The following is a 24,822-nucleotide window of genomic DNA, read 5'->3' as shown; positions in this document are numbered from 1 at the left end:
CTTTCCCCGCCCAAAACTCAGCCGCCACCGGCGCATATCGGCACCGGTGGCGGCAGTGTTTCCATCAGGCGTCTCAGTTCTTGGCGTCTTCGTCGACTTCGGAGAATTCGGCGTCGACCACTTCTTCGTCAGACTTGCTGTCGGAAGCGGCGTCTCCGCCCTCCGGCGCGTCGGAAGCGGCTTTCGCCTGCTCCTGCTCGTAGATCGATTGGCCCATCTTCATCGCACTCTGCGACAAATCCTGGGCCTTGGCGTTGATATCGGTCGCGTCGTCGCCTTCGAGCGCCGTCTTGAGCGCCGCAACCTTCTCTTCAACTTCGCTCTTCAACGAAGCGTCGATCTTGTCGCCATGCTCTTCGAGCTGCTTTTCGGTCGCGTGGACGAGACTGTCGGCCTGGTTGCGAGCCTCGGCGCTTTCGCGGCGCTTCTTGTCCTCGTCGGCAAATTTCTCGGCGTCCTGAACCATCTGTTCGATGTCGCTATCCGACAGCCCGCCCGAAGCCTGGATGCGGATCTGCTGTTCCTTGCCGGTGCCTTTGTCCTTGGCCGAGACGTTGACGATGCCGTTGGCGTCGATGTCGAAGGTGACCTCGATCTGCGGCACGCCGCGGGGTGCGGGCGGGATACCGACCAAATCGAACTGACCGAGCAATTTGTTGTCGCCGGCCATCTCGCGCTCACCCTGGAACACGCGGATGGTCACCGCCTGCTGGTTGTCCTCTGCAGTGGAGTAGGTCTGGCTCTTCTTGGTCGGGATCGTCGTGTTGCGATCGATCATCTTCGTCATGATCCCGCCAAGCGTTTCGATACCCAGCGAAAGCGGGGTCACGTCGAGCAGCAGCACGTCCTTGACGTCGCCCTGAAGCACGCCGGCCTGGATGGCGGCACCCATGGCCACGACTTCATCTGGATTCACGCCGGTGTGCGGCTTCTTGCCGAAGAATTCTTCCACGACTTCGCGCACCTTGGGCATGCGGGTCATACCGCCGACGAGGATGACTTCGTCAACGCCGCCCTTGTCGATGCCGGCATCTGCCAGTGCTTTTTTGCAGGGCTCGAGCGTGCGCTTCACAAGGTCGCCGACAAGCTGTTCGAGCTTCGAACGCGTCAGCGTTTCCACGAGGTGCAGCGGGGTCGAGCTGCCGCCTTCCATGCGCGCAGTGATGAAGGGAAGATTGACTTCGGTCTGGGCCGAGCTCGACAGCTCGATCTTGGCCTTTTCGGCTGCTTCCTTCAAACGCTGCAGGGCGAGCTTGTCCGTCCGGAGATCCATGTTCTCCTTCTTCTTGAACTCGTCCGCGAGATATTCGACGATAGCGCTGTCGAAGTCTTCGCCACCGAGGAAAGTGTCGCCATTGGTCGACTTCACTTCGAATACGCCGTCCCCGATTTCGAGGATCGAAACGTCGAAAGTACCGCCGCCAAGGTCATAGACCGCAATGGTCTTACCGTCGTCCTTGTCCATGCCATAGGCCAGCGCGGCCGCAGTCGGCTCGTTGATGATGCGCAGCACTTCGAGGCCGGCGATCTGGCCCGCGTCTTTCGTCGCCTGGCGCTGTGCGTCGTTGAAGTATGCGGGCACGGTAATGACCGCCTGCGTCACGGTTTCGCCGAGATAACTTTCGGCTGTTTCCTTCATCTTCTGGAGGATGAAGGCGGAAATCTGGCTGGGCGAATAATCTTCGCCGCCAGCTTCGACCCAGGCATCGCCGTTCTTGCCCTTGACGATGTCATAGGGAACGAGATCCATATCCTTCTTGGTCATCGGATCGTCGAACCGGCGACCGATCAAGCGCTTGATGGCGAAAAGTGTGTTGTCGGGATTGGTGACAGCCTGGCGTTTGGCCGGCTGACCGATCAGGCGTTCGCCATCCTTGGTGAAGGCTACAATCGAGGGCGTCGTACGCGCGCCTTCGGAATTCTCGATGACCTTGGGCTTGCCGCCGTCCATCACGGCAACGCAGCTATTCGTGGTGCCGAGGTCGATACCGATAACTTTGCTCATGGATTCCCCATCTGTTTCAAATCGTTGGACGCCGCACAGCTGGTTTCCCAGAACTGGCAAAACCGGTCGGCGGCTCATTAAAACGGTGTATTACAGGGGCGATATAGGTTCGCTTTTCCTTGGCACAAGAGATGGGTCCCGCTAGATTTTCGACCAATTCACAGGAGGGATATACAATGACCAAATCGATCTACGCCGCCCTGCTCCTTGCCGGAACATCTCTCGGGCTGGCATCCTGCGGCAACGAGACGGAGGAGCCCGCCGCAATTGTCGATGAAAATGCGATAGCCGGGGTCGAGATAACGAATGCGCGGCTTGTGCTTCCGCCCGTTGCCGGCAACCCTGCTGCTATCTATTTCGACCTCGCCAACAATGGCGACCGTAACCTGGCTTTCCGCAACGCCGAGGTCGCCGATGCCGGTCGCGCCGAAATACACGATACGATCATGGAAGATGGAAAGATGGTGATGGGAGAGGCGCCTCCGATCCTGGTGGAAAGCGGCGGTACCGTGAGCTTCGAACCAGGCGGAAAGCACATCATGGTCTTCGAGCTTGCCGAGAATATCGCAGAAGGCGCTACGACCGAAGTCACTCTCATCGCCGCGGGAAACAGGCGCCACACGTTCGAGGCGACTGTACGGTCCGCCGGGGACGATCGCTGAACGACCTGCGCGACAAACTTGGCGTCGAAAGCCACGATGACCCTCTCCCGCCGCAATGCGCGGCGGGCGGGGAACGCAGCCTGACAAAAGGCGAAATTGCTTTGGCCCGGACAGTTTTCGGTGACGCCATCGACTATGACCGGGTCACCATAAGGCGACGAAAGTGGTTTCCGTTTCAACCTCGCCGCGTCACCATGGCTCCGCGCGGGCACCTGCATTTCCACCCCCGATCTGAATATTATTGCGATGATTTCTCTCGTGAAGGGCTGATCCGGCAAGGCCTGCTGATCCACGAACTGGTCCATGTCTGGCAAACCCAGACAAGAGGTAACTGGTACCTGGTTACCCACCGAATGCCGTGGGCGCGTTATGATTATTCCCTCAAACCTGGATGGCGGCTCGAGCAATATGGGATCGAGCAACAGGCGGAAATCGTGAAGCACGCCTTCTGGTTGCGCAATGGCGTGAAGATTGCAGGTGCCCCATCGGCCGAAGCATATGAATTGCTGGTAAGATTTTCGGAAAAAGCTGCCTGACGTTACGGCGTTCGGAACTTTTCCACGCCGATGCTTGAGAAGATCGCCACGGATGGATACGAATGCGCGCATTGATCGGGCGGCCCAACCCGCGCCCGGCGATGAGTCATCACATGGAGCTTAAAGATTACGGTATGAGCCGCGAACGCGGCTATCTTTCGCATTACGAAATCGACGAAATCACCCTTCCGGAGCAATTCGCTCCCATCCTGGACGCTGCGGGCAAACTCTCCGCACTACTGACCACCGGCCGCGTTCGTCACTGGCTCGACGCGCTGCCCGATCCGCAAATCGGCGAATGGGTCAAGACTGCGCCGGAAGAAGAAGTACGCACTGCGATGGTGCATTATTCCTTCCTCGTGCAGGCCTATGTTTGGGGAGAACCAGAACCACCGAAGCATTTGCCCGCGAATCTCGGCCGCCCCATGTGCGAGATTGCCGATCGCCTAGGCCAGGCGCCACTTCTTCCCTATTCGGGCTATGTACTCGACAATTGGTACCGGCTCGACAAATCGGGGCCGATCACACTCGACAATATCGCAATGTACCAGAACTTCTTCGGCGGGGCCGATGAGAACTGGTTTGTGCTGGTCCATGTCGCAATCGAGGCCGAAGCTGGCGTGCTGCTGGATAATGCGGCGAAACTGGTCTCGGTTGCCAAGGATGGCAACGCAGCCGAGGCCACACGCCTACTCAGGGAAATGGACCAAGCATGGGAAGGCATCTACGCGCACTTTTCCCGCATGCCCGAACAGTGCGACCCATACATCTATTTCCACCGGGTGCGCCCCTATATCCACGGCTGGGCGAACAATCCCGCGTTGGAAGGCGGCGGTCTTATCTACGAGGGGATGGACCGTTACGAAGGCAAGCCGCAGGCTTTCCGCGGGCAAACGGGTTCGCAAAGCTCGATCGTTCCGGCGATGGATGCGCTTTTCCAGGTCGATCACAGCGACGATCCCCTGCGCCAGTTCCTCGACGAACTCCACCAGTATCGCCCCGTCGAACACCGTCGCTTCATCGAGGATCTCGCCAGGCAGTCGACACTGCGGGACTTCGTCAGTGGCAGCGATAATCAGGAACTGAAGGATGCCTTCAACGCCTGTCTTGAACAGTCGGCGCGTTTCCGCACACGGCATCTCGAATATGCGGCGAGCTATATCAACAAGCAGGCCGGCTCAATCGCGGGTAACGACCCCGATGTAGGTACGGGCGGTACGCCCTTCATGAAATACCTCAAAAAGCATCGGGACGAAAACCGCGCTCAGGTAGTCTGATCAATCAAAAAGGGGCCGCTCCGTTGGGAGCGGCCCTGTTCAAAGCTTGACCAGTTCTACCAATAACGTGCGTAACGGTCATCATAACGGCAATCGTCGTCCACATAGCGACCATTGCCATAGTAGCCATCGCACCGATCGTTCTTGTCCGTAGCGTAGCCGACAACTCCACCGATTGCCGCACCGGCAAGCGCATAGGTCTCGATATCACCATCGGTGATTGCAGCCAGACCCGCACCGGCAGCTGCCCCGGCAACCGCACCTTCAACGCCATAGTTCTGCGCACAAGCGCCAAGGCCGAGTGCCGAAAGTGCGAGCGTCGGCACGATTAGTATCTTGCTTCTCATGGCATTTCTCCGTCAATTTCCCTGTTGGTCAAACTACGGAGTGTTGGCCAGACCGTTCCCGATCAGTCGTAGCTTACCCCCGGCAAACCTTGCCCACCATCAGCGATAAAGGCGTCGATGCGAGCTTCGAGCGCAGGCAGGGGGACCGAGCCCAGCGATAGAACGACATCGTGGAACTTGCGGATGTCGAAGTCTTCCCCAAGCGCGTTCTCCGCTTTCTGGCGCACACGCCGAATGGTCATCTCGCCCAGCTTGTAAGCCAGAGCCTGTCCCGGCCAGCTTATATAGCGGTCGATCTCGGTCCCGACTTCGCGATCCGAAAGCGCCGTATGACTGGAAAGATATTCGACCGCCTGCTCACGGGTCCAGCCATAGTGGTGGATGCCGGTGTCGATCACGAGCCGTGCCGCGCGCCACATTTCATAGGACAGCTGTCCGAACCGTTCATAGGGGTCGCGATAGATGCCCATCTCATTGCCGAGATATTCCGTGTACAGGCCCCACCCCTCGCCGAAACCTGAGAAATAGGTCTGTCGGCGAAAGCGCGGTGCATCCTCACGCTCGAGCGCAATCGCAGCCTGGAAGGAATGTCCCGGCGCGCATTCGTGCATGGTCAACGCCGGGATGTTGTACACCGGTCGCGACGGCAGGTCATGCGTGTTGATCTGGCAATATTCGAGCCCTCCCCGCCCTGCAGTGTAAAAAGGTGCGATCGCGGGATCGACCGGACGTAGTCCATGACGGTAACGCGGAAGGAAACCGAAGTACTCATCCAGTTTGTCGTCGACACGCTTGGCAGTGTAAGCGGCGACGCCCATCAGCTCATCGGGCGTATCGGCCACGAATTGTTCGTCGGTGCGCAGGAAAGAGATGAACTCCGCCAGCGTGCCTTCGAAACTGGCATCCGCCTTTGCCTGCTCCATTTCCGAAGTGATTCGAGCGACCTCTCCCAGACCGATACGGTGGATTTCCTCTGCGGTCAGGTCGAGCGTGGTATATTGCCGTATCTGCTGCGCGTAATAGGCCGCGCCATCTGGAAACTCGCGAGCACCCAATGTGGTGCGGGCGTTGGGCAAATAGATCTCCCGGAAGAACGTCAGCAACTCGCGATAGGCAGGCGTGACGCTTTCCTCGATCGCAGCGCGACCTTCTGCCACCAGCCGCGCGCGATCCTCGGCCGAGAACCGTTGGGGCAAGCTCTCGAAGGGCGTCCAAAACGGGCTCTCTTCGGGGGAATCGACGACATATGCCTCGATCGAAGCATCCCGACCTTCGAGCGTTACGCGCGGAACACTGAAACCTCGTTCCAGCCCTGCACCGGCATTGGCGATCTGTTCATCGAAATAGCGCGGCAAATCGCGCATGCGCCCGATGTAATTCTCATAATCCTCGACTGTATTGAAAGCACTTCTCGCAGCGAGATAGGACCAGAAGTTGCTGTCGCTGTCGAAGGGCATTTCCCATTCGGCAAAGCGCGCATCGCCGATGTCGCTTTCGAGAAGTGTGCGAAGGACCATCGCATTGGTGCGGGCTTCCGGCGACAAGTCCGAGGAATTGATGTTTTCGAGACGTTCCAGGTAGCGGGCGAATTGCGCCGCGCGTGCGCGATGCGCTTCGGGAGTCACCGACCATAGCCGGTCGCCCTGTTCGGTGCCTCCGTCGTCCCGTTCCGTCAGTCCATATTCCGCCAACTGGAAGTCATGATATTCGTCGGCCAGTGCCATGAGCCGCTCGTCGGCTGTGTCCTGAGCTGCAAGCGGGCTAGCGAAAGCGGAGACGGCGAGGACCGCCGCTCCGAAAATGGCAGTCCTCATCGATTCTCTCCCGAAAGTGTTCTGATCAGTCCGGCTTCTTTGCTACGCCGACCATTGCCGGGCGCAGCAGACGATCCTTGATCATGTAGCCAGCCTGCATCTCCTGAACGATCGTGCCGGGTTCGACCTCGTCGGTCGGCACTTCCATCATTGCCTGATGCTGGTTCGGATCGAGCGGCATACCCTTGGCGGCTATGCGCGTAATGCCGTTCTGCGAAAAAACCTTCTCCAGTTCGCGTTGGGTTGCCTCGATACCCGCGATAAAACCCTTGAGCTTCTCGTCTTCCCGCTGTTCGTCCGGGATCGCATCGAGTGCGCGCGCAAGGTTGTCTGCCACACTCAGCACATCGCGCGCGAAACCGGTGGCAGCATAATTGCGGGCGTCCTGAATATCCTTCTCCATGCGGCGACGCACATTCTGTGTCTCTGCGCGAGCATAAAGTACGTCCTGCTTCGCTGCTTCAAGATCTCCGCGAAGGCTGGCGAGCGCATCTTCCAGCGCTTCCTCCGCGTCTTCACCTTCGCTTTTGTCTTCGTCCGCGCCTTCGCGCAGGTGTTCCGGCACGCCTTCCATTTCGCGCGCCACTTCATCGTCGACCGCCTTTTCCTGCGGTTCGTTCGTGTTCTCGTTGTTCACTTGAAAACCCTGTCAGCCAATTCTCTTGCCCAAGGATCGGGCCGTGAAATCCACCATGGGGACGACACGCGCGTAATTCAACCGAGTTGGACCGATGACACCGAGTACCCCGACCACTTTTCCCTCCCGGTCGCGATAGGGCGCGGCGATGACGGACGAGCCCGAAAGCGAAAACAAGCGATTCTCGCTACCGATGAAAATTCGCATGGCTTCCGCTTCACGCGCATTTTCCAGCAACGAGGCAACCGACTGCTTGTTTTCGAGGTCGTCCAGCAACGAACGGACCCTTTCGATATCGGACAGCGCACTTTCGTCGAGCAGGTTAGCCTGCCCCCGCACGATCAGGACCGGACGGTTCGAGGCATCTTCGGTCCACACGGCGAGACCGCGCTCCACCAGGTCGCGACTGGCTTCGTCCAATGCACTGCGACCGCTGGCGATTTCGCGTTCTATCAGCTGTGCCGCCTCTGCCAACGTCCGGCCCGCAGTCTGGGCTGTAAGGAAATTACTCGCCTGTTCGAGCGAGGTGCCGAGCGCTTCGACCGGCATAGGCAAGACACGATTTTCAACATGCCCGTCCTCACCAACCAGCACGGCGAGAATCCGGCCGGCATCGAGCGGGGTAAGCGAGACCTGCGCAAGGCGCGGCTCTCGTCTCGGCACCATGACCATGCCCGCCGCACCCGAAAGGTCGGAAAGCAAGGCACTGGTCTGCTCCAACGCACGTTCGATAGGACCCGGCTGTGCGATGCGTTGTTCGATGGCGGCGCGTTCCTCCGCGGTCGGTTCGGCCACCTGCATCATCGCATCGACAAAGAGACGAAGTCCGCTGTCCGTCGGCATACGGCCTGCGCTGGTGTGCGGAGCGGCAAGAAGCCCGCGCTGTTCCAATTCCGCCAGAACGGACCGGATCGACGCGGGTGAGAGGTTCACACCTCCCTCGCCCGAAAGAGCTTTCGAACCGACCGGCGAGCCGCTCTCGAGATATCCCTCGACCACGAGGCGAAATATCTCGCGAGCACGGTCGGACATGTCAGGTAGAGGCGGCGAGTTCATTGTTCCTATCTAGCCGCTCCCCTTGCGGCCTCAAGGGGCTTCGGCCAAAGCCTGCCCGAGAGATTCGACTGCATTGGAGATTTTATGCGACCTTCAGGACGTGCGCCCGATGAAATGCGCGCCATTACCATCGAGACCGGTTACACCAAACATGCCGAGGGCAGCTGCCTGATCGGTTTCGGCGATACCAAGGTGCTGTGCACCGCCAGCGTCGAAGAACGCATACCGCCGTGGCTTCGCGGCAAAGGCGAAGGCTGGGTCACCGGCGAATATTCAATGCTGCCACGCGCAACCCATACTCGCGGCCAACGTGAGGCAGCCAAGGGAAAACAGAGTGGAAGAACTCAGGAAATACAGCGCCTTATTGGTCGTAGCTTGCGTGCTGTAGTCGACCACAGGAAACTTGGCGAACGTCAGATTACACTCGATTGCGACGTCATCCAGGCCGATGGCGGCACACGCACAGCCTCGATCTCCGGCGCATGGATCGCCCTGCGCCTCGCCGTGAATGCGCTGATGAAGTCGGGCGACATCGTCGAGGATCCGATTACTGCCAAGGTTGCCGCGGTATCCTGCGGAATCTACAAGGGAACACCTGTGCTCGACCTCGATTATCCCGAAGACAGCTCGGCAGATGCCGATGCCAATTTCGTACTAATCGAAGGCGGCAAGATCGCTGAAGCACAGGCAACCGCAGAGGGCGCGCCCTATGACGAAGAAGCCTTCCTGCGGCTCCTCCGTTTGGCCCAGATGGGCTGTGCCGAAATCTTCAAGGCGCAGGACGAGGCTACGCGCAAATGACACGCCGCATCGGTTCGGGCAGCCTGGTGATCGCCACGCATAATGCGGGCAAGCTCAAGGAGATTTCCGCGCTGCTCGCCCCGCATGGGGTGAAGTGCATCTCCGCAGGCTCTCTGGGCCTGCCCGAACCGGCGGAAACGGGGACGACTTTCGTCCAGAACGCTCTGCTAAAGGCGCGCGCAGCAGCCGAGGCCTCGGGCCTCCCTTCCCTTGCCGACGACAGCGGTCTTTCGGTCGATGCACTGGACGGACGCCCCGGCGTCTATACCGCAGACTGGGCGGAACGGCAGTGGTTCGAGGGCAATCCGGGCCGCGACTGGTACATGGCCATGGGCAAGGTCGAGGGAATGCTCCAGCGGAAAGGCCCCGATGCCGATCGCTCCTGCGCGTTCCACTGTGTACTTGCAATCGCCTGGCCCGATGGCGAGCACGCCGTCTATGAAGGTACGGCACCCGGAAAGTTGACGTGGCCGCCCCGCGGGGAAATGGGGTTCGGCTACGATCCGGTTTTCGTTCCCAAGGGACGCGAGCAAACTTTCGCAGAGATCGCACCGGAAGAAAAACACGCGATCAGCCATCGCGCCGATGCCTTCGCCAAACTCGTAAACGAACAGTTCGGTCAGTAAGCCTTCTGACCCCAAACATTGCCGGCGGGCCAGTAGCGACACACCAGCACGTCCCAGCCCCGGTCGTTGACTACCGAACAGCCAACTTCCTTGGTGTCGCGCCAGACTATCTGGGTATAATGCGCTACGTCGGCCCACTTTCCCGTCGAGGAAATTTCGGGAAAATTACCGTGCCTGTAATGCCTCTTTTCATCGATCATCATTTCGAGCCCGACAAGCACGTCCCATTGGCCCTGACTACCCATCCATAGATTCTCGCCCGTGCTGTTGCGCGTGCGGCGGTCGGCATGTTCTAGCCGTCCACGTCTGGCGAGTTCGCGGCCCCATTGCTGTGCCTCGCGCTCCAGCGCGCGGTTCCATTTCAGCTTGGGCAAGCCGAGGCGCTGCCGCTCACGATTATGCGCGTCGAGCATGCGCAAGGCGAGCCTATCATCCATGCGATTGTCGTAAGCTGTTCCGGTTCGGTACCCATTGCCGCTGTTGCTAGCGCTTGCGGCAACCGTGATGCCCGTGGCACATAGCGCAGCGAATGCGGCGCTTGCCGCAATCAGAATTTTAGACCCGTCCATGGCAATGCTATAACCGTATTCCTGCTTAATTTGAGGTGAAGCCAAGAATTGGCCCGTTCTCTCTACATCCACTGGCCATTCTGCTTGGCGAAATGTCCCTATTGCGACTTCAACAGCCACGTTCGCGGACGCACCGACATGGCCGTATGGGAAGCTGCATTGCTGGCCGATATGCGCGCCGAGTTTGCTTCGGTAGAAAATGAAGAGTCGCTTCTAAGTATCTTTTTCGGTGGAGGAACACCTTCGCTCATGCCGCCTGCCCTCGTGGCGTCTCTCCTGCGAGAAGCTGAAAAACTGTGGGGCTTTGCGGAGAACATCGAGATTACACTCGAAGGAAATCCCTCATCGGTGGAAGCCGCGAACTTTGCCGATCTTGCTAGCGCGGGGATCAACCGTGTCTCGCTTGGTGTACAGAGCCTGCGTGACGACGTGTTGCGCTTTCTGGGGAGGCTCCATGGTGCGAATGAAGCGCTTGATGCGCTCGAAACAGCGCAGAAACTGTTCAGCCGCGTTTCGATCGACCTGATCTATGCCCGGCCCGATCAGACGCCGGACGAATGGCGGCAGGAACTCTCGGAGGCGCTGGCGCTGGGAACGTCGCATATGTCACTGTACCAATTGACCATCGAGCCTACGACGCGCTTCGCCACGGATGTTAGACTGGGGCGTGTCAATCCGTTGGAGGATGATCCGGCGGCCGACCTCTTCGCCCTTACCCGCGCCATGACCGACGAGGCTGGCCTCCCGGCTTACGAAATCAGCAACCACGCGAAGCTGGGCGAGGAAAGCCGTCACAATCTCACCTACTGGCGATACCGCGACTACCACGGCATCGGTCCGGGCGCGCATGGGCGGCGCGGCGGTATTGGAACGACACGCCACAAGAAACCCGAGAATTTCCTCGCCTCCATCGATAGGCAAGGTGACGGTATCGCCGAGCACAGAATTCTGGATAATCGCGAACAGGCCTCGGAAGCCATACTCATGGGCCTGCGCCTCGCCGATGGCATCGACCTCGCCGAATTGGAATCCCGCTTCGGCATTTCCCGCGGTGGCCTGATCGATGAAAAGAAGCTGGCTCTTTATCGAAATCTCGGACTGATATGGACCATGGACGGTCGGCTGGGTGTGTCCGAAGCGGGTATGCCGCTGCTAGATGGGCTTCTCGGTGAACTCGTACCCGAGGAGCTCGTGAGCAGTTGAGCAGGCAGGATGTTCTTGGCGCGTGGCATGACCATCTTGCGCTCGGCCTGCGGCGGTCACCACATACCGTGCGCGCCTATCACAAGGCCGCCGAGCGCTTACTGACCAGTCTCGAAATAACCGGGTTCGAACAAATCGCCAGCCTTTCGACTGCCAAACTGCGCGCCCACTTGGCTGCACGGCGGGTCGACGGACTGTCCAACGCCTCCGCCGCGCGCGAACTCTCGGCGCTCAAAGCTTTCATCGGCTTTGCCCGTGCGCAGGCGGGATACGAGGTGACCGAATCCCCTCGCATCAGGGGACCGCGCCTTAAAAAAGGTTTGCCTCGCCCGGTTACCCCCGACGACGCGATCGGACTGGCCGAAACGGTAGAAGCGCTCGCCGCCGAAGGCTGGGTCGGCGCACGCGACCGGGCAGTGCTGTTGATGCTTTATGGCGCAGGTATGCGCATTTCGGAGGCGCTTTCGCTCAAGGGCAGCGACTTGCCGCTGGGTGAAACGCTCACGGTTACCGGCAAGGGCAACAAGCAGCGGATGGTCCCGCTCGTCCCACTGATCCGTGAGGCGGTCGATGCCTATGTGCGCCAATGCCCGTGGTCTCTTTCCGGCGAAGATCCGCTCTTTCGCGGCATCAAGGGCGGGCCGCTCTCACAAGGCGTGGTGCAGAAAGTCACCGCCCGTGCGCGGCGTGTGCTTGGCCTTCCCGATACCGCCACTCCTCACGCGCTGAGACATAGTTTCGCAACGCATTTGCTAGGCGCCGGGACCGATCTACGCAGCCTGCAGGAGCTGCTCGGCCATGCCAGTCTCGGGTCGACCCAGATCTATACGAAGGTCGATGCGGCGAGCTTGCTGGATACCTACCGCAGCGCCCACCCGCGAGAGACGGACTAGGACTTTCTGCTCGCCGGTTTCCACGTGGCCACCCGGTACACATACCAGGCTACACCCATGGCAATGAAACCGCCGACCGCCCAGCTCGCATAGACATCGTACCGGTCGATCAGGCCGGACAGAGCACTGCCGCCAAGGATCAGCGCTCCATTCCAGATCAGCGATCCGAGGAAGGTGAAGAGGAGGAAGCGCCAGAGCTTCATCCTGGCAAGCCCGGCAGGCAAAGAGATAATGGTGCGAAGGAACGGCGAGAAGCGCAGCAGGAAGACGATCCAGTCACCGTGGCGACGGAACATGTGGCGCGCCTTTTCGAATTCTTCCCATTCGAAGGTCAGCCAGCGCCCGCGCTTTTCGATGAAATTCTTGAGGTGATCTTCATCCCAGCGATAACCGAGCCAATACCAGAAATAGTTTCCCGCCACCGTGCCCAGCGTGCCGATCATCAGAAGCGGCATGAAGGACATCTGCTCGCGTGCAACCAGCACACCGCCATAGCCCATGATAATTTCCGACGGCATGGGCGGAAAGATATTCTCCAGCGCCATCAGGATGAAGATGCCGAAATATCCGCCGCTGGCGATAGCACTTAGGATGAAATCGTTCACAGTGCGTCTAACGGCCGATCGGAGTTATTGGTCCGCGTATCTGCGCTCGATCGCTTCCCAGATAAGGCTGGCCGTGTCGGTACCGTTGAATCTGTCGATTGCAACGATTCCGGTTGGCGAGGTAACGTTGATTTCCGTCAACCACTTCCCGCCAATCACGTCGATCCCGACAAATACCAGACCGCGCTTCTTCAGTTCGGGCCCCATTGCAGCACAAATTTCCTCTTCACGCGGGGTCAATGTCGCAGCCTCCGCATGACCGCCTTGCGCCAGATTCGAACGAAACTCACCTTCTCCGGGAAAGCGGTTGATTGCCCCGGCAAATTCACCATCGACGAGGACTATACGCTTGTCGCCTTCCGCCACTTCCGGGAGAAATGGCTGCAACATATGCGGCTCTGGCCAGGTAAGGTCGAATACCTCGCTGAGTGCCGACAGGTTTGTACCGCTCTCATCAAGGCGGAAAATCGCCTTGCCGCCATTGCCGTGGAGCGGCTTTACAACCACCGAACCGTGCTCACGCTGGAAGGTCTTGAGGTCGTCAAGATGCCGCGCGATCATGGTCGGTGGCATGAACCTGGCATAATCGAGCACGAACATCTTCTCGGGCGCGTTCACCACTTCGCGCGGATCATTTACGACCAGAGTAGTGCCCTTCAACCGATCGAGCAGAAAAGCGGCACTGATATAGCCAAGATGGAACGGGGGATCCTGCCGCATCAACACGACGTCGATATCCCTTGCAAGATCGATACGGCGGCGTTCCCCGGCAGTGAAGTGAGCGCCTTCGACCCGCTGAACCTTGACCGGTGCGGCATGCGCTGTGATTTGGCCCGCGGGCGTACCGTCGCTTTGCCAGGCGAGACTTGCGACATCGTAATGCCAGACCTCATGCCCGCGCTCCTGCGCTGCGAGCATCAAAGCGAAGCTGCTGTCTCCCGCGATCTTGATGCTTTCGAGCGGGTCCATCTGTACGGCGACACGTAGGGTCATCTCAAACTCCGGTTATACTGAGCCCGCCGCAGGATCAGGGCTGCCAGGCGTTGGCGATGTGGCGAGGGAAGGCACCAGGTGCAAGCAGGATTACATCGACACGGATATCCTCCCCCTCCTGTGCATATCGATGCGCCACGGCCTCGGTCGCTGCGGCAACGCGGGTCAAGCGCGTCTGGTCAATCGCGTAGTCTAGTTCCTCGCGCTTCTTACGCCATTTCACCTCGACGAAAGCGATCAGCCTGCCGCGTTTCGCCACGAGATCGATCTCTCCTGCCGGCGTCTTGATGCGCCGGTCGAGAATCTGCCACCCCTTCGCCCGCAGCCAGAGCGCCGCACGCGTCTCGCCATCGCGACCGCTGCGCTCGGCCTGCTGACGGTTCATTCGGACTTCAACTCCATCGCGCGGGCATAGAGCGCCTTGCGATCCAGACCGGTCGCCTTCGCGACCTGTCCGGCGGCCTGACTTGCCTTCATCGTCTGCATGGCTTCACGGAGCATATGGTCCGCATCCGCATCACTGGGAGCATGATCTTGCGGCGGTCCGACGAGAAGCACGATTTCTCCTTTCGGAGGATTAGCATCGTAATAGGCGATCAATCCGTCGGACAGTCCACGGCGGCACTCCTCGTGCAACTTGGTGAGTTCGCGCGCAACTGCGATTTCCCGCTCGGGCAGGACCTCGCCCAGTACCTTCAGCGATTTGAGCAGGCGTGGCCCTGTTTCGTAAAAAACCAGTGTCGCATTGGTGGCAGACAGTTCCTCGAGTGTTTCGCGCCGGGCCTTGTCCTTGACCGGCAGGAAACCGGCGAAGAGAAATCGGTCGTTCGGCAAGCCGGAAAGCGTCAGCCCTACGATCGCAGCGCATGCACCGGGCAGGCTCGTGATAGGAATGCCTTCCGCACGGCAATCGTTCACCAACCGGTATCCTGGATCGGAGATCATCGGTGTCCCCGCGTCGCTCACCAGCGCGACCGCGCGCGTACGGACGGATTCGACAAGGCGGGATCGGTCGCGATGCTCGCTGTGATCGTCGTACCGCCAAAGCGGTTTGGAAATACCCAGATGCTTCAAAAGCTTGCCGGTGACCCGCGTGTCCTCGCAAGCAACCGCGTCGCAGCGTGACAGAATGTCCACGGCTCGCATGGTGATATCGCCCAGATTGCCGATAGGGGTGGCAACAAGGTAAAGACCGGGTGTAAGGCGGTCCTGTAGAGGCTGGGCGGCATCGCTCACTCTCTCCCCATGAACTACCTTAGAGGGACGCGGCAAGAATGAAGCGCGCATTTGTCACCCGGCGTAACGTAATGATGGCGGCAGGCGCAGTCCTGCTTTCAGGCTGTTCGATAATTCCGAAAGGCGGCGATGCCCCTACCGTGGGCACCCCCACACCGGAGCCGAGCGCGACCACCCTTCCCCAGGACGAGAACCTGCACCGAGTTGCACTGCTGGTGCCCCTTTCCGGCCAGAACGGCGAAGTGGGACAATCGATCGCCAACGCAACGACCATGGCGATCCTCGACACTGAAGCGAGCAACTTGCGCATTACCACCTATGACACTGCCGAAGGTCCGCAGGCAGCGGCTAGGCAGGCGATTGCCGACGGCAGCAAGCTGATAATAGGCCCCTTGCTGGGCAGCAACGTCGTTTCGGTCCGCGCCGAGGCCGCTCCAGCCAACGTGCCGATTATCAGCTTTTCCAACGATGCGACTGTGGCCGGCCCTGGCGTATTCGTGATGGGTCATATTCCCGAACAATCGATTGCGCGCAGTGTGGAATATGCACGCGACAATGGAGCCGACAGTTTCGCCATACTCGCGCCCGACGGTGATTATGGAGTGCGCGCCGACGCAGCGCTGCGTTCGGCTCTTTCCGAATACGGCGGGAACCTCGTCGCGAGCGAAAACTATACCCGCAGCAATACTTCGGTCGTCAGTGCCGCGGGCCGGTTGAAGCAGCGCGGCGGCTTCGACACGATCCTGATCGCTGACGGAGGTGCCAATTCGATCCGGGGTGCGGAAGCCGTGAAGTCTGCTGGCCTCCGGATTTTGGGGACCGAACGTTGGAGCGGCGACAGTGCGTTACTACGGTCTTCCGCACTGCGCGGCGCGCTCTTCTCCGCTGTCAGCGATGCTCGCTACGCCGGCTTTGTGCGTAGCTATCAGGAACGGTTCGGCGGACAGCCTTATCGCGTTGCGACGCTTGGTTACGACGCTGTCCTGCTGACGCTTCGGGCAGCACGCGAATGGCGCTTCGGCCGTCCATTTCCTACCGATGTTCTGTTCCAGTCGGGGGGATTCGACGGTATCGATGGCCCCTTTCGCTTTCAACGGAACGGCGTGATTCAGCGCTCGATGGAAGTACGCCGGGTAACCAATGGCGACGTAGAGGTTGTCTCGGCTGCCCCCAAGGGCTTCTGACAGGCGGATAACCTTACCGTCCAGCTTGCGGCGAGCACTGCGAGCGATATAGCCTGCGGCAATGTCCGACGACCTGTTCGAAAATACGCCGACATCTTCCGGCGACTATGATGCTTCTTCCATCGAGGTCCTCGAAGGCCTTGAGCCTGTGCGCCGACGCCCCGGCATGTATATCGGCGGGACTGACGACCGGGCTTTGCACCATCTCGTCGCCGAAGTGCTCGACAATTCGATGGACGAGGCGGTCGCCGGCCATGCCAGCCGGATCGAGGTCCGGGTCGAGGAAGGCAACCGCATCACCATCTCTGATAACGGGCGCGGGATGCCGGTGGCAGAGCATCCGAAGTATCCGGGCAAGTCGACGCTGGAAGTCATCCTCACCACGCTCCATTCGGGCGGCAAGTTCTCGGGCAAGGCCTATGCTACCAGCGGCGGTCTCCACGGCGTGGGCGTCAGCGTGGTCAACGCTCTGTCGGACTACACACGGGTCGAGGTAGCGCGCGACAAGACGCTGTATGCGCAGGAATTCTCCAAGGGCGCGCCCAAGGGCGATATCCAAGAACTTGGCCCTACCCCAAATCGGCGCGGGACAACGGTAACTTTTGTTCCCGACAGCGAAATCTTCGGTGACCGCAAGTTCAGCGCCAAACGGCTATTCAAGCTCGCCCGCTCTAAGGCCTATCTGTTCGCGGGCGTGGAAATCCGCTGGAAATGCACCGAAAGTCTGGCTTCGGAAGAAGTCCCTGCAGAGGCAATTTTCAAGTTTCCAGGTGGCCTGGCCGATCACCTCGCCGAGCAGATCGGCGGACGAGAATGCGTCACTGCCCAGCCATTCGCCGGATCGCAGGACTTTCCCGAGCAGGACGGCATGGAACAGGGCCGCGTCGAATGGGCGATTGCATGGCCACTCTATTCTGACGGTTCGACGAGTTGGTACTGCAACACGGTGCCCACGCCCGACGGCGGTACGCACGAGCAAGGTGTCCGTGCGGCCCTTACCAAGGGGCTGCGTGCGTTCGGCGAACTGACCGGCACGAAGAAGGCAAAGGACCTCACGGCTGACGATATCATGGTCGGTGCCGAGGTCATGCTCAGCGTCTTCATCCGCGATCCGCAGTTCCAGAGCCAGACCAAAGACCGCCTCACATCACCCGAGGCAGCTCGACTGGTAGAGAACGCAGTGCGCGATCATTTCGATCACTTCCTTTCCGACAACATGGACCGAGGCAAGGCTCTGCTGGGCCAGGTTATGGAGCGGATGGACGAGCGCCTGCGCCGCAAGCAGGAACGCGAGATCAAGCGCAAGACCGCAACCAATGCCAAAAAACTGCGTCTGCCCGGAAAGCTTACCGATTGCTCCGGCGAAGGCGACGGAGAAACCGAACTGTTCATTGTCGAAGGCGACAGTGCAGGCGGCAGCGCCAAACAGGCTCGCAACCGCAAAACACAGGCGATCCTGCCTATCCGCGGCAAAATTCTCAACGTCGCCAGCGCCACTGCCGACAAGATCCGCGCCAATAGTGAAATAGCCGACCTGACGCTCGCCATGGGCTGCGGCACACGCAAGGATTGCGACCCGGAGAACCTGCGTTACGACCGCATCATCATCATGACCGACGCCGATGTCGACGGCGCGCATATCGCCACGCTGCTTATGACGTATTTCTTTCAGGAAATGGCCGAAGTGGTACGCGGCGGACATCTCTACCTCGCACAGCCTCCGCTCTACCGTCTCACATCAGGCAAGGAGAGCCGCTATGCGCGTGACGATGCACATCGCAAGGAGCTCGAAGAAACCGTATTCAAGGGAAAGAAGGTAGACGTCGGCCGCTTCAAGGGTCTTGGCGAGATGAATCCTCAACAACTACGCGAGACCACGATGGACCCGGATACGCGCAGCCTGATCCGCATCACGCTGCCTGCCGAATTCGAGCAACGTGCAGTGGTTAAGGAACTGGTCGATCAACTCATGGGCCGCAATCCCGAACACCGTTTCAATTTCATCCAGAACAATGCAGGCGAGTTCGACCGAGAAATGATTGATGCCTGACACCCGTGATCCGGAAGGGCCGTATGGGTATGCCCGAAATAATTAGTTATTCGGCAAGCCGCGTCTTTACGTAAATCCTACCTTCCAGGGTCTTGTGAACCGGGCATTTGTCGGCAATTTCGAGTAAACGTGTCCGCTGCTCCTCGGAGAGATCATTCCCGCTGAGAACGATTTCACGGGTAATGAGCTGATGCGGCATTCCCTCTTCTTCCGCCAAGCATTCTTCGCAATCCTTGGCATGATTGCTCGAGTGAACCAGATTGATTTTAACGCCCTCGAGCGGCCATTTCTTGCGCTCGGCGTACATCCCCAGGGTCATCGAGGTGCACGCGCCCAAGGCGCCTAGCAACAGATCGTATGGCGTGGGGCCGGTATCGTCGCCACCGTAGGATTTCGGCTCGTCGGCGATGAACCGGTGGCTGGTCGTGTGGATTTCCGTGCCGAATTTGCCATGACCCATACAGGTCACCACGCCTTTGTCAGGCATCGGCCAGTCCTCGCGAAGCGGTAGATAGCGCCCGGCCCAGCCAGCGATGACGCTCGCGGCGAATTTCGCGTCTTGCTCTTTCAAGAGGAGATGGTCTGCGCCTTCCAGGCTGATGAAGCTCTTCGGATGCCGGGCCGCCTGGAACAGTGCACTAGCGTGTTCGATACCGACGATGTCGTCTGTCGGGGAATGGAGAAACAGGAGCGGCTTCCGTAAGCGACCGACTTCGGCCAGCAGGTCCGTATTTTCGACCTTTTCAATAAACTCGCGGCCCAAAGTAAATTCGCGGCCGCCAATTTTCACCACGCCCTCACCCTTGTCGCGTATCCTTTCGAGATCACCATCGATATTCGATAGGACATGAGGCACATCCGATGGTGCCCCAATGGTTGCAATCGCCGCGACCTTGTCGAAGCCGAGTTCGTCCGCAGCAGCAAGGACTGCCGCACCGCCGAGGCTGTGTCCCACAAGCAGGATTGGCTGAGGGAATCTGTCGATCAGTTCCTGGGCGGCTGCCACCAGATCTGACACGTCGACGGCAAAGCCCGCTCTTCCGAAATCGCCGCCACTCCCTCCAAGCCCCGTGAAGTCGAAGCGCAAGCAGGCGATGCCCTGGCCAGCCAGCTCTCTTGCCACGGCAACTGCCGCTTTGCTGTTCTTCGTGCAGGTGAAGCAATGGGCGAAAAGGGCAGCCCCTCGCACCAGTCCGGTAGGAAGCTCAAGCGAACCGGTCAGGTCGTGTCCCGCATCCGTGGTAATCGTGATATTTTCCGTCGGCATGATCCCTCCGTCGTTCCTTGGCCTTGTCACTACAACGCCCCCTTGCCCTTGAAGTGCCAGCGCCCTAACGCATCCGTAAAGTTGCAAGGGAAAACCGATGTCCGAAACGACCCGCTTCGAAGGTACGCAGTCCTATATCGCCACCGAAGACCTGAAAGTCGCCGTCAATGCAGCCGTTACGCTTCGTCGTCCGCTATTGGTCAAAGGGGAGCCGGGGACGGGCAAGACCGTACTGGCTCATGAAATTTCGAAAGCGTTAGATGCTCCGCTGATCGAATGGAACGTCAAATCGACGACAAAGGCGCAGCAAGGCCTCTATGAATATGACGCGGTAGCTCGCTTGCGCGACGGCCAGCTTGGTGACGAGCGTGTTCACGACATTTCGAATTACATCAAGAAAGGCAAGCTGTGGGAGGCCTTTACTTCACCCGAGCTGCCAGTCCTATTGATCGACGAGATCGACAAGGCCGACATCGAGTTTCCTAACGACCTCCTGCAGGAGCTCGACCGCATGAGTTTCGATGTCTACGAGACGCATACGCGGATCGAGGCGAAAGAACGGCCTATCGTGGTCATCACCTCGAACAACGAGAAAGAGCTGCCCGACGCTTTCCTGCGCCGCTGTTTCTTCCACTACATCAAATTCCCAGACCGCGAGACGATGCGTGACATCATCGAGGTCCACTTCCCCGGTATCCAGAAGAACCTCGTCAGCAAGGCGATGGAAATCTTCTACGAACTTCGCGACGTACCCGGCCTCAAGAAAAAGCCTTCGACCAGTGAACTACTCGACTGGCTCAAGCTACTGCTGAACGAGGACATGCCGCTGGAAGTCTTGCAGGACAGCAATCCGAACAGCGCCATCCCGCCACTCCATGGTGCATTGCTGAAGAACGAGCAGGACGTGATGATGTTCGAGCGGCTTGCCTTCATGGCCCGGCGTCAGACCTGAGGCCGATCAACATTCAAACTCCGCCGCCTCAGGCACGCGGCTGAAGGCAATTTTCACGCCGAGATAGTTGAGATCGAGTCCATATTGTGAACTCAGGACCACGGCTTGTTTGCGATAGCGGCGGTTGAGGTCGTCGATGCAGCACCATAGCGCAGCCTGGCGGGCATCGCGGGCATCTTCTTCGCGCGAGACAAACAGGTCGAGCGGCGGCGGTTCCGCGCGTAAATCGTGAAGATAGCATGATACCAGCTTGAGCTCCGCGTTCGCGCCATCGCTACTGCGCACAACATCCATTATTTGCGGCCAGAATGCGTCAAGTTCGCGCAGAAAACGCCAGCTATTCTGCGTTGGACGGAAAACAGCCTCATGGCCAAGCGCGATCCCGCTTGCGAGCTTGGCGGTGAAATGCATGGCGCCTGCGTGGAGGTCGTAATATCGCAACCTGCTCGCCGCCTTGAGGATCAGCGCGCGGGCGACGATCCGCGCACCGTCGGACCGTCGGTATTCGCCCGAAAGGACGCGACTATGACCGATCATCCGTTTTGCGGCAGGCGTCTCGCGTCGAATGTCGTATCCATGCAGGCCGTAATAAAAGCGCTCTCCTTCGACCGAACCCCATAGCGCGCGCGCCTGTTTTGGCTGAAGCTTCCACAGACCCGTGAAATCGTTCACTCCCGCTCGGGCGAGACGTGTCTCGACGCCTTCCCCGATACCGGGAATGGCACGCAGCGGTAAATCCACCAGCGCGTCGGGCAGCATGGAATTGTCGATCAGTGTCAGCCCATCCGGCTTGACCAGTTCGCTGGCGAGCTTGGCAAGGAGCGGGCTTGTCGACAGGCCGATGGAAGCCTTCAGCATCGGACCGATATTGCGCGCGATCCCGCGCTTGATATCCCGTGCCTTTGCCTCTGCAGCAAGTCTCGTCGTCTCGGTCCGGTCCAGCTCGCACAAGCATTCGTCGATCGAGCAAACTTGTACGACCGGGATGTGCCGTTCGATTTCCACCATCAGCTCTTTGTGGATCGCGACATAGCGATCATGGCGTGCCGGACGCACGGCTATGTCTGGACAGAGACGGCGTGCCTCGGCCACCGAAGTGCCGCGGGAAATACCCAATGCCTTGGCTTCGTAACTGGCCGCAATTGCACCGCTATACTCGGACTTCAGCGGCGTGACGATGACTGGTCTGCCGCGCAACGCAGGCTCGTCATGCTGTTCGACACTCGCAAAATAGGCATTGAAGTCGATGAACAGGTACCGCAATTCGTGCGGCCCGGTACGGGCAAACATTGTCGCAATCGTCCTCCTTCGCGAATCGCTCGCGATGAGAACATATTGAGAACAAGTTGCGCTGTCAGCTCATTTCGAAAAGCACCGCTCTGATCAACGGAAGCTATACGCCAGTTCGAAATCACCCCAGCGGCGACCGTTGATTACGATTGGCACATAGACGTTGCGAACGACGACATAATTCTTCCCGTCGCCTTCCTGGCGATAGACGGCCATCATATAGGCATCGTTCTGCTGCTTCGCTTTCTTGTCGATCGCGTAGAGCATGATCCGCCCGTTGCGGCAGTAGGTGGTATCATGTGTCAGATCGCCGGTCGGCTTGCGACACCGGTCGGTGATGTGCGTGGGCAGGAAGCCTTTCATGTCGGCCTGCGAACACATCATGATCGGACCACCCTCGCCTACGACCCGGTCGTTGATCGGGCGCCAGTGGGCATCGGCCCAATCGCTCAGCGCCGTGCGATACTGCTTCGGGTTGGTGCCTTCGAGGAGCCGGTAGTTGTCGTCGAACAACTGGTCCATGCTCAGCGAGCCGCTGTTAATGGCTTTTTCCGCGGTCGCGATGACTTCGGCAGCGAAGTGCTGCGCTTTTTCAACCATCTGACTGTCCTGCGGAGATAGGCCGGCCTTCACGATCTGGTCGAACATTTCGCTGGCGGTCAGTTCGAGCTCCTCGATCCGCTCGTGCGCGGTTTCAAGCCGGTGCTCGTTTTCATTGGCAGCCCGGTCGAAGCTATCGATCACACTGGATACCCGGTCGACGTGTTCGGTCATCATACCGGTGGCGCGAGTAATCTGGTCGTTCTGCTGGTCGACTTCCTCGACCAACTGGCTAACGCCAGAAATAGTTGCGTCGATGCTGGCAACCGAAGTCTTCGCTTCATTGGATGCCTTGGCACCCGCTTCGATCCTTTCGATGACGGTTGCCGCTTCGCTTCCCAGCGTTTCGATGACGTCGCTGATCTCGTCGGTCGCCTTGCGTGTCTCGCCGGCGAGGGTCTTCACCTCATTGGCAACTACCGCAAAGGTACGCCCCGCATCACCCGCACGCATAGCCTCGATAGTGGCGTTGAGCGCGAGGATGTTGGTCGTCTCCGCGATCTGCTCGATATCCTGCGAGCATCGCTTCACCTGATCCATCGCAGCAGCGAAACCGGTGACATGGGTGGCAAGCGTTTCCACGAGATCGAGCAGATTGGTAATTTGCTGAAGCGAGGACTGGATCTGACTGGTGCCCATGTTGAGCCGCTCGATCGCCCGCGCCGAAAGCAGTCGCGCCTCGTCGCTGGCCTCGGAAACCTTGCGCTGATCGGCTTCGAGCTCCTTGACCGTTCCCTGAAGCTCGATGTGCTCTGCCCGCAGGACACCCGAACTGTCGAGAACCGCCTGGACGATACCGGCGACATCGGAGCACCCGACTGTGACCTTGCCGCAGGCTTCCGGAATGCGGTCGAGGGCCGATGCTCCCCGTGCATCGATTGCGCTCACTTCCATCTGTCGTGACCCCTGTTTTGGAATGTTCGCCCTGCACTCTAGGGGCGAATGGTTAGGGGAGCGTTAAGTCTAACTGCACATTCGAAGAATTGGTGGCTGGCGGGGGCTGGCGCGTCGGCGATGTGCGGGTTAGGAAAGAACGATGTTCTTCAATTTCGTCGACGAGCTGCGCGCAGCAGGCATTCCCGCGAGTTTCAAGGAGCACCTTACCCTGCTCGAGGCGCTCGACAGGGAAGTGATCGGGCAATCCCCGGAAAGCTTCTATTATCTGAGCCGCGCGACGTTCGTGAAGGATGAAGGCCTTCTCGACCGGTTCGACCAGGTTTTCTCCAAGGTCTTCAAGGGAATCATGACCGATTACGGCCAGAATCCGGTGGATATTCCGGAAGACTGGCTGAAGGCAGTCGCCGAGAAATTCCTTTCCGAAGAGGAGATGGAAAAGATCAAGAGCCTGGGAGACTGGGACGAAATCATGGAGACGCTTAAGAAGCGGCTGGAAGAACAACACGAGCGTCACCAGGGCGGCAATAAGTGGATCGGCACCGGAGGCACCTCACCCTTCGGCAATTCGGGCTATAACCCCGAGGGTGTGCGTATCGGGGGCGAAAGCAAGCACAAGCGCGCGATCAAAGTGTGGGACAAGCGAGAGTTCAAAAACCTCGACAACACCAAGGAACTGGGCACGCGCAATATCAAGATGGCGCTGCGCCGCCTACGCCGCTTCGCCCGCGAAGGTGCGGCGGACGAGTTGGATCTCGATGCGACGATCGAGGGCACGGCCAAGCAGGGATGGCTCGACATCCGCATGCGGCCAGAACGGCATAATGCGGTGAAGCTCCTGCTTTTCCTCGATGTCGGAGGATCGATGGATCCTTTCGTCAAGATTACCGAGGAGCTTTTCAGCGCCGCTACGAGCGAGTTCAAGAACCTCGAATTCTTCTACTTCCACAATTGCCTTTACGAAGGCGTCTGGAAGGACAACCGACGCAGGTGGCAAGAACGTACCAAGACCTGGGATATACTCCACAAGTACGGACACGACTACAAGGTCGTCTTCGTCGGCGATGCCGCGATGAGCCCCTACGAGATTACCCATCCCGGTGGCAGCGTCGAACACATGAACGAAGAAGCCGGCGCCGCCTGGATGCAGCGGGTGACAAACACCTATCCGGCAACTGTATGGCTCAATCCCGTGCCGGAAAAACAGTGGGGTTATTCGCAATCGACCAAGGTGATGAAGCACCTCGTCAACGATCGGATGTATCCCCTCACACTAGACGGATTGGACGATGCGATGCGCGAACTCAGCCGAAAACAAGGCTGAG

The 24,822-nt window shown here is 59.2% G+C and carries 24 protein-coding genes; 11 read left to right on the top strand and 13 right to left on the bottom strand.

Annotation, left to right across the window (positions count from 1 at the left end):
• Nucleotides 1–73: 73 nt before the first annotated feature.
• Entirely contained in the window at nucleotides 74–2,005 is a 1,932-nt protein-coding gene (gene dnaK / locus AC13CE_RS13020) for a molecular chaperone DnaK (protein WP_221538932.1), read from the bottom strand.
• A gap of 176 nt (nucleotides 2,006–2,181) precedes the next feature.
• Between dnaK and AC13CE_RS13015 the strand changes: the two genes are divergently transcribed.
• The 3 genes from AC13CE_RS13015 (at nucleotide 2,182) to AC13CE_RS13005 (ending at nucleotide 4,480) form a co-directional block, all read left to right on the top strand.
• Entirely contained in the window at nucleotides 2,182–2,667 is a 486-nt protein-coding gene (locus AC13CE_RS13015; protein WP_221538930.1) for a copper chaperone PCu(A)C, read from the top strand.
• 101 nt (nucleotides 2,668–2,768) lie between these two features.
• Nucleotides 2,769–3,203, top strand: coding sequence for a vgr related protein (locus AC13CE_RS13010; protein WP_247710344.1), 435 nt, complete (start codon nucleotides 2,769–2,771; stop codon nucleotides 3,201–3,203).
• A 62-nt stretch (nucleotides 3,204–3,265) separates the two neighbouring features.
• Nucleotides 3,266–4,480 carry a PrnB family protein gene (locus AC13CE_RS13005; protein ID WP_482972656.1) on the top strand — a complete coding sequence of 405 codons (1,215 nt, stop codon included), beginning with the start codon at nucleotides 3,266–3,268 and terminating at the stop codon, nucleotides 4,478–4,480.
• 56 nt (nucleotides 4,481–4,536) lie between these two features.
• Here the strand turns inward: AC13CE_RS13005 and AC13CE_RS13000 are convergent, their stop codons facing one another.
• The 4 genes from AC13CE_RS13000 to hrcA form a co-directional block, all read right to left on the bottom strand.
• The gene (locus AC13CE_RS13000) at nucleotides 4,537–4,827 is read right to left on the bottom strand and encodes a hypothetical protein (RefSeq protein ID WP_482972655.1); all 291 of its coding nucleotides are present in this window, start codon (nucleotides 4,825–4,827) and stop codon (nucleotides 4,537–4,539) included.
• A gap of 62 nt (nucleotides 4,828–4,889) precedes the next feature.
• On the bottom strand, nucleotides 4,890–6,641 hold the full coding sequence (locus AC13CE_RS12995; RefSeq protein ID WP_221538926.1) for a DUF885 domain-containing protein: 1,752 nt from the start codon (nucleotides 6,639–6,641) through the stop codon (nucleotides 4,890–4,892).
• A 25-nt stretch (nucleotides 6,642–6,666) separates the two neighbouring features.
• Nucleotides 6,667–7,278, bottom strand: a complete 612-nt coding sequence (gene grpE / locus AC13CE_RS12990; RefSeq protein WP_221538924.1) for a nucleotide exchange factor GrpE — start codon at nucleotides 7,276–7,278, stop codon at nucleotides 6,667–6,669.
• A 12-nt stretch (nucleotides 7,279–7,290) separates the two neighbouring features.
• Nucleotides 7,291–8,334, bottom strand: a complete 1,044-nt coding sequence (gene hrcA, locus AC13CE_RS12985; RefSeq protein ID WP_221538922.1) for a heat-inducible transcriptional repressor HrcA — start codon at nucleotides 8,332–8,334, stop codon at nucleotides 7,291–7,293.
• Between the two features lie 84 nt (nucleotides 8,335–8,418).
• Between hrcA and rph the strand changes: the two genes are divergently transcribed.
• Together rph and rdgB are read left to right on the top strand one after the other, a co-directional pair.
• Nucleotides 8,419–9,135 carry a ribonuclease PH gene (gene rph, locus AC13CE_RS12980; RefSeq protein ID WP_221538920.1) on the top strand — a complete coding sequence of 239 codons (717 nt, stop codon included), beginning with the start codon at nucleotides 8,419–8,421 and terminating at the stop codon, nucleotides 9,133–9,135.
• Nucleotides 9,132–9,761 (top strand): RdgB/HAM1 family non-canonical purine NTP pyrophosphatase, encoded by a 630-nt coding sequence (rdgB, locus tag AC13CE_RS12975; RefSeq protein ID WP_221538918.1) that lies wholly within the window; start codon nucleotides 9,132–9,134, stop codon nucleotides 9,759–9,761. Before rph ends, rdgB begins: the two co-directional genes overlap by 4 nt.
• Here the strand turns inward: rdgB and AC13CE_RS12970 are convergent.
• Nucleotides 9,755–10,330, bottom strand: a complete 576-nt coding sequence (locus tag AC13CE_RS12970) for a CAP domain-containing protein (protein WP_221538916.1) — start codon at nucleotides 10,328–10,330, stop codon at nucleotides 9,755–9,757. The genes rdgB and AC13CE_RS12970 overlap by 7 nt on opposite strands.
• Before the next feature lie 48 nt (nucleotides 10,331–10,378).
• On the opposite strand from AC13CE_RS12970, the gene hemW reads away from it, so the two are divergent.
• Entirely contained in the window at nucleotides 10,379–11,533 is a 1,155-nt protein-coding gene (gene hemW, locus AC13CE_RS12965) for a radical SAM family heme chaperone HemW (protein ID WP_482972654.1), read from the top strand.
• The gene (locus AC13CE_RS12960) at nucleotides 11,530–12,426 is read left to right on the top strand and encodes a tyrosine recombinase XerC (RefSeq protein ID WP_221538911.1); all 897 of its coding nucleotides are present in this window, start codon (nucleotides 11,530–11,532) and stop codon (nucleotides 12,424–12,426) included. Before hemW ends, AC13CE_RS12960 begins: the two co-directional genes overlap by 4 nt.
• Here AC13CE_RS12960 and AC13CE_RS12955 read toward each other — a convergent pair.
• Genes AC13CE_RS12955 through rsmI form a run of 4 tightly spaced genes read right to left on the bottom strand, consistent with a single transcriptional unit; the run spans nucleotide 12,423 to nucleotide 15,260 of the window.
• Complete coding sequence (locus AC13CE_RS12955; RefSeq protein ID WP_221538909.1) at nucleotides 12,423–13,031, bottom strand: VTT domain-containing protein; 609 nt, start codon at nucleotides 13,029–13,031, stop codon at nucleotides 12,423–12,425. The two genes, AC13CE_RS12960 and AC13CE_RS12955, sit on opposite strands and share 4 nt — an antisense overlap.
• A 24-nt stretch (nucleotides 13,032–13,055) precedes the next feature.
• Nucleotides 13,056–14,024, bottom strand: a complete 969-nt coding sequence (gene gshB / locus AC13CE_RS12950) for a glutathione synthase (protein ID WP_221538908.1) — start codon at nucleotides 14,022–14,024, stop codon at nucleotides 13,056–13,058.
• A gap of 34 nt (nucleotides 14,025–14,058) precedes the next feature.
• Nucleotides 14,059–14,409 (bottom strand): YraN family protein, encoded by a 351-nt coding sequence (locus AC13CE_RS12945; protein WP_482972653.1) that lies wholly within the window; start codon nucleotides 14,407–14,409, stop codon nucleotides 14,059–14,061.
• Nucleotides 14,406–15,260, bottom strand: coding sequence for a 16S rRNA (cytidine(1402)-2'-O)-methyltransferase (gene rsmI, locus AC13CE_RS12940; protein ID WP_345719429.1), 855 nt, complete (start codon nucleotides 15,258–15,260; stop codon nucleotides 14,406–14,408). Before rsmI ends, AC13CE_RS12945 begins: the two co-directional genes overlap by 4 nt.
• 38 nt (nucleotides 15,261–15,298) lie before the next feature.
• On the opposite strand from rsmI, the gene AC13CE_RS12935 reads away from it, so the two are divergent.
• Complete coding sequence (locus AC13CE_RS12935) at nucleotides 15,299–16,444, top strand: penicillin-binding protein activator (protein WP_221538901.1); 1,146 nt, start codon at nucleotides 15,299–15,301, stop codon at nucleotides 16,442–16,444.
• Nucleotides 16,445–16,505: 61 nt separating this feature from the next.
• Nucleotides 16,506–18,494: a DNA topoisomerase IV subunit B gene (gene parE / locus AC13CE_RS12930; protein ID WP_221538899.1), complete on the top strand. Its 1,989-nt coding sequence runs from the start codon at nucleotides 16,506–16,508 to the stop codon at nucleotides 18,492–18,494.
• A 46-nt stretch (nucleotides 18,495–18,540) separates the two neighbouring features.
• Here the strand turns inward: parE and AC13CE_RS12925 are convergent, their stop codons facing one another.
• A complete protein-coding gene (locus tag AC13CE_RS12925) occupies nucleotides 18,541–19,761 on the bottom strand; it encodes a bifunctional alpha/beta hydrolase/OsmC family protein (RefSeq protein WP_221538897.1) in 1,221 nt (406 codons plus the stop codon).
• Nucleotides 19,762–19,858: 97 nt separating this feature from the next.
• Between AC13CE_RS12925 and AC13CE_RS12920 the strand changes: the two genes are divergently transcribed.
• A complete protein-coding gene (locus AC13CE_RS12920) occupies nucleotides 19,859–20,713 on the top strand; it encodes an AAA family ATPase (RefSeq protein WP_221538896.1) in 855 nt (284 codons plus the stop codon).
• Between the two features lie 6 nt (nucleotides 20,714–20,719).
• Here the strand turns inward: AC13CE_RS12920 and AC13CE_RS12915 are convergent, their stop codons facing one another.
• Both AC13CE_RS12915 and AC13CE_RS12910 read right to left on the bottom strand, forming a co-directional pair.
• Nucleotides 20,720–22,003: a Y-family DNA polymerase gene (locus AC13CE_RS12915; RefSeq protein ID WP_482972652.1), complete on the bottom strand. Its 1,284-nt coding sequence runs from the start codon at nucleotides 22,001–22,003 to the stop codon at nucleotides 20,720–20,722.
• A 93-nt stretch (nucleotides 22,004–22,096) separates the two neighbouring features.
• A complete protein-coding gene (locus AC13CE_RS12910) occupies nucleotides 22,097–23,497 on the bottom strand; it encodes a methyl-accepting chemotaxis protein (protein WP_221538891.1) in 1,401 nt (466 codons plus the stop codon).
• Between the two features lie 142 nt (nucleotides 23,498–23,639).
• Here AC13CE_RS12910 and AC13CE_RS12905 point away from each other — a divergent pair, with 142 nt between their 5' ends.
• Complete coding sequence (locus tag AC13CE_RS12905) at nucleotides 23,640–24,821, top strand: vWA domain-containing protein (RefSeq protein WP_221538889.1); 1,182 nt, start codon at nucleotides 23,640–23,642, stop codon at nucleotides 24,819–24,821.
• Nucleotide 24,822: the final 1 nt, after the last annotated feature.

Source organism: Qipengyuania sp. B-5 (assembly GCF_056857815.1).
Note: the sequence above shows the minus strand (reverse complement) of the source record. Positions and strands in the feature narration are given on the sequence as shown.